Raw genomic sequence first — 6,000 nt, forward strand, 5'->3', positions numbered from 1 at the left:
TGTGTCGGAGTCACCCGGCGCCGACCATCGAGCGCGTGGTGTATCGAGGAGTGCTCCGAGCGGCGGCTTCGCCGCCGCCACGGCCGGGGGGGCATCGGGGGGTCTTCCGAGCCTCCCCCGAAATGACCTAGGTGGGACGCCTTTTCGGGACCGATGGGGTGCGGGGCGTCGCGAACGAGGAGCCCCTCACGCCCGAGTTCGCCTTCCGCCTGGGGCGGGTCGCCGCGGCGTCCCTCGCGGAGCGAAGCGGGCGGTCGCGCCCGGCCCTCCTGATCGGCCGCGACACGCGGCTGTCGGGGCCGCTCCTCGAGCAGGCCTTCGTGGCGGGCGTGCTCTCGGCGGGCGTGGACGCCCGGATCACCGGGATTCTTCCGACGCCGGCGATCGCGACGCTCACCCGGCTGCTCGGAGCCAGCGGCGGCGTCGTCCTGTCGGCCTCGCACAACCCGTTCGCCGACAACGGGATCAAGATCTTCTCGGGTGAGGGCGGCAAGCTGCCCGACGCCTGGGAGGACGAGATCGAGGCGCGGCTCGAGGCTCCCGATGACGGCCCCCGACCGACCGGCACCGGCATCGGACGGCTGCGCCCCGTGGAGCAGGCCGAGCGGCGATACCTCGACACGCTCCGCGCGACGGTACCGCCGTCCCTCGACCTCTCGGGGGTTCGGCTGGTCCTGGACTGCGCCCACGGGGCGACCTATCGCGTCGGCCCTCGGCTCTTCCGGACCCTGGGCGCCGAGGTCGTGTCTCTCGGGACGCGGCCCAGCGGGACCAACATCAACGAGGGCTCGGGCGCACTGCACCCGGAGCGGCTGCAGGCGCGCGTGCGGGGCCTCGGCCATGCCCTCGGTCTGGCCTTCGACGGCGACGGCGACCGGCTCATCACGGTGGACGAGAGCGGCACGGTCCGCGACGGGGACTACCTCCTCGCGATCTTCGCGGAGAGCCTCCAGGCCCGGGGCGCCTTGCGTGGCGGCGTCGTGGTGTCGACCGTCATGGCCAACCTGGGGCTCGAGCGGGCGCTTCAGGCGCTCGGGGTCGGGATGGTTCGGACCGCGGTGGGTGATCGCTACGTGCTGGAGGAGATGCATCGCCGGAGTGCGAATCTCGGGGGCGAGCAGTCGGGACACATCATCTTCCTCGACCACGCGCCCACCGGCGATGGGCTCCTCTCGGCGCTCCAGCTCGTGTGCATCCTTCGCCAGAGCGGCCGGCGACTCGGAGAGCTCGCCGCCGGCCTCACCAAGTTTCCGCAGGTTCTCGTGAACGTGGCCGTCCGGAGCAAGCCTCCCCTCGAGGAGCTCCCGGCCGTCCAGGGGGCCCTGGAGCGCTGGGAGCGGAAGCTCGAGGGGCGGGCGCGGATCCTCCTCCGCTACTCCGGCACCGAGGCCCTGGCGCGGGTGATGGTCGAGGGCGACGACCAGCCGACCATCGACAGTGTGGCGCAGGAGATCGCGGCGGCGATTCGGGCCGAGATCGGGAGACCGGCATGAGCCGCCCCGCGTCCAGCGCCGGATTCGATCACCGCGGCCCGTTCCAAGGGACCCGCGTGAGCGGGCGGGGGAGAGCGGGCTGGCGGACCCTGGCCTGGCTCCTGCTCCCGCTCGCGCTGCTCGCCTGCGGCAAGAAGAAGGACGACGTCAGCGGGAACCCCGATGACGCCACCCGGTTCCTCATCCAGCACAATGCCCGGTTCAACGACGGCCATACGGTGCGCTGGCCGCGGCTGCCGGTCCGGGTCTTCGCGAACAACATCGCCCGGGAGGACGAGGTCACGGAGTGGGCCCGCGCCTCCGGGGGCCGGGTGACGTTCGCCTTCGTCGGTAGCGCCTCGGGATCGGACATCCGCTTCCGCTTCGGGGGCGGCAACGACGTCTGCGGGCTGACGACTGTCGTGTACGACACCAACGGGGAGATCAAGTCGGTCGACATCCAGGTCGTCCAGGACGTCTTCCGAGGGCCGCAGTGTGTCCGTACCGTCGTCCACGAGACGGGACACGCGATCGGGTTTCTCGACCACACCGACGACGGCGGCTTGATGGACGACGACGGCGGCAGCGGCGTGATCACGGGGCCGGTGGCGAACATGATCCGGAACCTCTACTCGTTGCCGCCGGGGACGTTCCTGGGATCGGAGGAGCGACGTCAGACGCTGGAACGACGGACGGGGCGCCGGGTAGTGACCATCGTGGATCCGATCCGGCGATGAGGAGCCCGGGGCCGGCACCGGGCGCGCCCAGCCCCGGCGACGCGACGGGACTCCGGTGAGGCGCTGGTCGCTCGGGGTGCTCCTGGCGCTCTCGGTGCTCGGCGTGGGGGAGGCCGAACCGATGCGGGTCGTCGTGGCCGACCTCCCCTACCGCCGGGTCTGGGATGCGGCCGTCCGGGCGGTGGAGGGCTATCCCATCGAGCGCGCCGGCGACGGGCTGCTCGTGACCGGATGGCTCACCCGAGCCGCCCGGGACGGCGAGGCGGGCTACAGCCGCGTCCTCGAGCGGGTCACGCTGCGCGTCGAGCCGTTCGCCGAGCGAATCACGCGCGTCACGGTCGAAGTCGAGGTGAAAGGGCTGCGGAACGGCGAGTGGGTGCCGATCGCGGACACCGAGCCCGCCGTCCGGTGGATCATCGGGCGGTTGCGCGAGGGACCGGGCTGAGCCCGGCGCGGAGGGGGCGATGAGCGGTCGGGGCGTCTTCCGATGATCGTGGGGGTGGGCGTCGATCTCGTCCAGATCGCGCGGATCCGCCGGGCGATCGCCCGCTGGCAGGACCGGTTCCTCGAGCGCGTGTTCACCCCCGACGAGCTCGCCTACGCGCGGCGGCGGCGCGATCCGGCCGAGCACCTGGCGGCACGGTTCGCTGCGAAGGAGGCGACGCTCAAGGCGCTCGGGACGGGCCTCAGCATGGGGGTCAGGTGGCGCGAGATGGAAGTCCGGCGCAGCCGGGGCGCGCGCCCGACGCTGGCCCTGTCCGGCCAGACCGAGGCCCTGGGGATGGCGCGCGGCGTGCGTGTGCTCCACGTGTCGCTCACTCACGACGGAGAGTACGCGATGGCCCACGTGGTCGCCGAGGGGCCTCCAGGCGAGATGCGGCCGTGATCCGCCTGGCCACCGCCGAGGCGATGCGGCGCGCCGACCGCCGCGCCAGCGAGCAGTACGGGGTACCGAGCCTCCTCCTGATGGAGAATGCCGGCCGGGGCGCGGCGGACGTGATCGAGCGCGTCTTCGGGCCGGCGCGGGGCCGCCGCATCGCCGTGGTCTGCGGCAAAGGGAACAACGGCGGGGATGGCTTCGTCGCCGCACGCCACCTGGCCGGACGCGGGGCCAGGGTCGAGGTCTGGCTGGTCGCGCGGGCGCCCGACATCCGGGGCGATGCCGCCACGAATCTGGCGGCGATCTCCCGCGGCGGCCTTCCGCTGGTCGAGATGGCCGAACCCGCGGGACCGGCGGGCCTCGAGGCGCTCCGCCGAGGCCTGCGGGAGGCCGAGCTCGTCGTCGACGCGCTGCTGGGCACCGGCGTCACCGGCCCGGCGACCGGCCTCGTCGCCGAGGCGATCGCGGCCGTCAACGAGGCCGAGCGCCCGGTGTGCGCGCTCGACCTGCCCTCGGGCCTCGATGCGGATACCGGGCGGCTGGCGGGGCCGGTGGTGCGCGCCCGCTGCACGGTGACGTTCGGCCTGCCGAAGCTCGGGCTTTACCTCCCTCCCGGCGCCGCCCAGGCGGGCCGGGTCGAGCTGGTCGACCTCGGGGTGCCCCGGGCGTGGCTCGAGGAAGGGCTGCGGATCGGCCTGGTCGAGGCGGCCGATGTCGGAGCCGTGCTCCCGGCCCGGCCCCCCGACGCGCACAAGGGCCGCTACGGGCACCTCCTCGTCGTGGCCGGCTCGGTCGGGAAGACCGGGGCCGCCGTTCTCGCCTGTCTCGGCGCGCTGCGGGCCGGCACGGGTCTCGTGACGGCGGCGCTCCCGGCGACGCAGCAGCCGGTAGTGGCGGCCCGCCTCGCCGAGGCGATGACCGAGCCTCTCCCCGAGAGCGCGGCCCAGAGCCTGTCCGCGAAGGCGCTCGACCGGCTCCTCGATCTGGCGGGCCGCATGGACGCGGTGGCCGTCGGGCCCGGGGCCGGACTCGAGGCGGAGACGCAGGGGATGCTGCGGGAGCTGATTCTGACCGCGGAGCGGCCGATGGTGGTGGACGCCGACGCGCTCACGGCGCTCGTGGGACACCTCCCGCGCATCCGCGACGCCCGCGGGCCGCGGCTTCTCACACCGCACCCGGGCGAGGCGGCGCGGCTTCTCGGCGCGACCATCGCCGAGGTGCAGGCCGACCGCGTCGCGAGCGCCCAGGCCCTCGTCGACGAGAGCGGGGCCTGGGTGGCCCTCAAGGGGGCCCACACGGTCGTGGCGGGCCCTCAGGGCGAGGTGTCGCTGAACCCCACCGGCAACCCCGGGATGGCGAGTGGGGGCACCGGCGACGTGCTCACGGGCGTGACCGGTGGGCTGCTCGCCCAGGGCCTCGCTCCCGAGGCGGCGCTCCGCGCGGCCGTCTACCTCCACGGTCTCGCCGGCGACCTGGCGGCAGAGATGAGGGGAGACGCGGGCCTGATCGCGGGCGACGTCGCGGATGCGCTGCCGGCGGCGCTGCGGCGGCTCCGGACCCCGGGGGACGCCTGAGTCGGAGCCGCGTGGAGCCTCGACCCGCCGCGGGCGCCGGGCCATCCGCGCGGTTCCCGAGCGCGAGCGCCGAGGGCACGCGCGAGCTGGGCGCGCGCCTCGGCCGGATGGCGCGGCCGGGTGACGTCATCGCCCTCTCGGGGGACCTGGGAGCAGGGAAGACCTGCTTCATCCAGGGCGTCGCCGCCGGCCTCGGGGTGGCCAGCGTCGTGACGAGCCCCACCTTCGTCCTGGTGGCCGAGTACGCGGGCCGCCTCCCGCTCCATCACGTCGACCTCTACCGGACCGAGAGCCTCGAGGAGATTCGCGCGCTCGGCCTCGAGGAGCTGCTCGACGGCGAGGGCGTGACCGTGATCGAGTGGGCCGAGAAGGCCGAACCTCTCCTCCCGCCGCGATCCATCCGGGTCCGCATCGAGGGCGTCGGCGACGAGCCGCGGACCATCGAGCTCCAGGGCCTGCCGCCCGGCGGCGGTGACTCGGGCGCCTGAGACGAGCCGGCTGTTCCGGTTCCGCGTCACCGCGTCTCGGCCGGGATACGCCGTTCGGGGAGCGCGGCCGCCCGCCGGCGTCGCCGATCCGCGCCGATCGCGACGTCGGGGAGGCGAGAGGCGGCGCGATCCGTGGCATTCTCCTTGCTCGGTCGTTGGGCATGAGCATCGAGCGACCGACCATTCGCGAGTGGCCCGCCGAGGACCGACCGCGCGAGCGCTTCCTCACCAAGGGCGCCGAGGCGCTCAGTGATGCCGAGTGCCTCGCCCTGCTCTTCGGCTCCGGCGTGCCGGGACAGACGGCCGTGGACCAGGCGCAGACCCTGCTCGCGACGTTCGGCTCGCTCGGGGAGCTCGCCAGCCGGGACGTCCAGGAGCTCGCCTGGGTCGGAGCTCTGGGGATCGCGAAGGCCGTCCGGGTGGGCGCGGCCGTGGAGCTGGCGCGGCGGCTCCGCGCCCGACCGAACGGAGGGCGGATCCGCCTGTCGACCCCGGAGGAAGTCGCGGGCTATTTCGGGCCGGGCCTCGAGTCGAAGAAGAAGGAGATCTTCCGCGTGGCGCTTCTCGACAGCCAGAACGGCTTGCTTCGCGACGTCCAGGTGTCCGAGGGGAGCCTCTCGGCGGCGATCGTCCACCCGCGAGAGGTCTTCCGCACGGCGATCCTCGAGGCCGCCGCCCATCTCATCCTGGTGCACAACCACCCGTCCGGGGACCCGACCCCGTCCAAGGAGGACATCCACCTCACGCGCCAGCTCGTCGAAGGGGGCCGGCTCCTGGGCCTCACCGTGCACGATCACGTGATCGTGGGACAGGGGCGGCACGTGAGCTTCGCGCAGCGCGGGCTCATGT

The 6,000-nt window shown here is 74.0% G+C and carries 7 protein-coding genes; all 7 read left to right on the forward strand.

Annotated elements, in window-relative coordinates; genetic code table 11:
- Positions 1 to 131 precede the first annotated feature (131 nt).
- Positions 132 to 1,493, forward strand: a complete 1,362-nt coding sequence (gene glmM / locus VGW35_14050) for a phosphoglucosamine mutase (GenBank protein HEV8308780.1) — start codon at positions 132 to 134, stop codon at positions 1,491 to 1,493.
- Positions 1,490 to 2,209 carry a hypothetical protein gene (locus tag VGW35_14055; protein ID HEV8308781.1) on the forward strand — a complete coding sequence of 240 codons (720 nt, stop codon included), beginning with the start codon at positions 1,490 to 1,492 and terminating at the stop codon, positions 2,207 to 2,209. The genes glmM and VGW35_14055 overlap by 4 nt, the downstream gene beginning before the upstream one ends.
- Before the next feature lie 55 nt (positions 2,210 to 2,264).
- Positions 2,265 to 2,654, forward strand: a complete 390-nt coding sequence (locus VGW35_14060) for a hypothetical protein (protein HEV8308782.1) — start codon at positions 2,265 to 2,267, stop codon at positions 2,652 to 2,654.
- 42 nt (positions 2,655 to 2,696) lie between these two features.
- Positions 2,697 to 3,095 carry a holo-ACP synthase gene (locus VGW35_14065; GenBank protein HEV8308783.1) on the forward strand — a complete coding sequence of 133 codons (399 nt, stop codon included), beginning with the start codon at positions 2,697 to 2,699 and terminating at the stop codon, positions 3,093 to 3,095.
- Positions 3,092 to 4,663, forward strand: a complete 1,572-nt coding sequence (locus VGW35_14070; GenBank protein HEV8308784.1) for an NAD(P)H-hydrate dehydratase — start codon at positions 3,092 to 3,094, stop codon at positions 4,661 to 4,663. The genes VGW35_14065 and VGW35_14070 overlap by 4 nt, the downstream gene beginning before the upstream one ends.
- Positions 4,664 to 4,674: 11 nt before the next feature.
- Complete coding sequence (gene tsaE / locus VGW35_14075) at positions 4,675 to 5,151, forward strand: tRNA (adenosine(37)-N6)-threonylcarbamoyltransferase complex ATPase subunit type 1 TsaE (protein ID HEV8308785.1); 477 nt, start codon at positions 4,675 to 4,677, stop codon at positions 5,149 to 5,151.
- 161 nt (positions 5,152 to 5,312) lie between these two features.
- Positions 5,313 to 6,000 (forward strand): DNA repair protein RadC (gene radC / locus VGW35_14080; GenBank protein HEV8308786.1); only part of this gene is annotated, 688 nt, incomplete at its 3' end.

Source organism: Candidatus Methylomirabilota bacterium (assembly GCA_036005065.1).
GTDB lineage: Bacteria > Methylomirabilota > Methylomirabilia > Rokubacteriales > DASRDR01 > DASYQW01.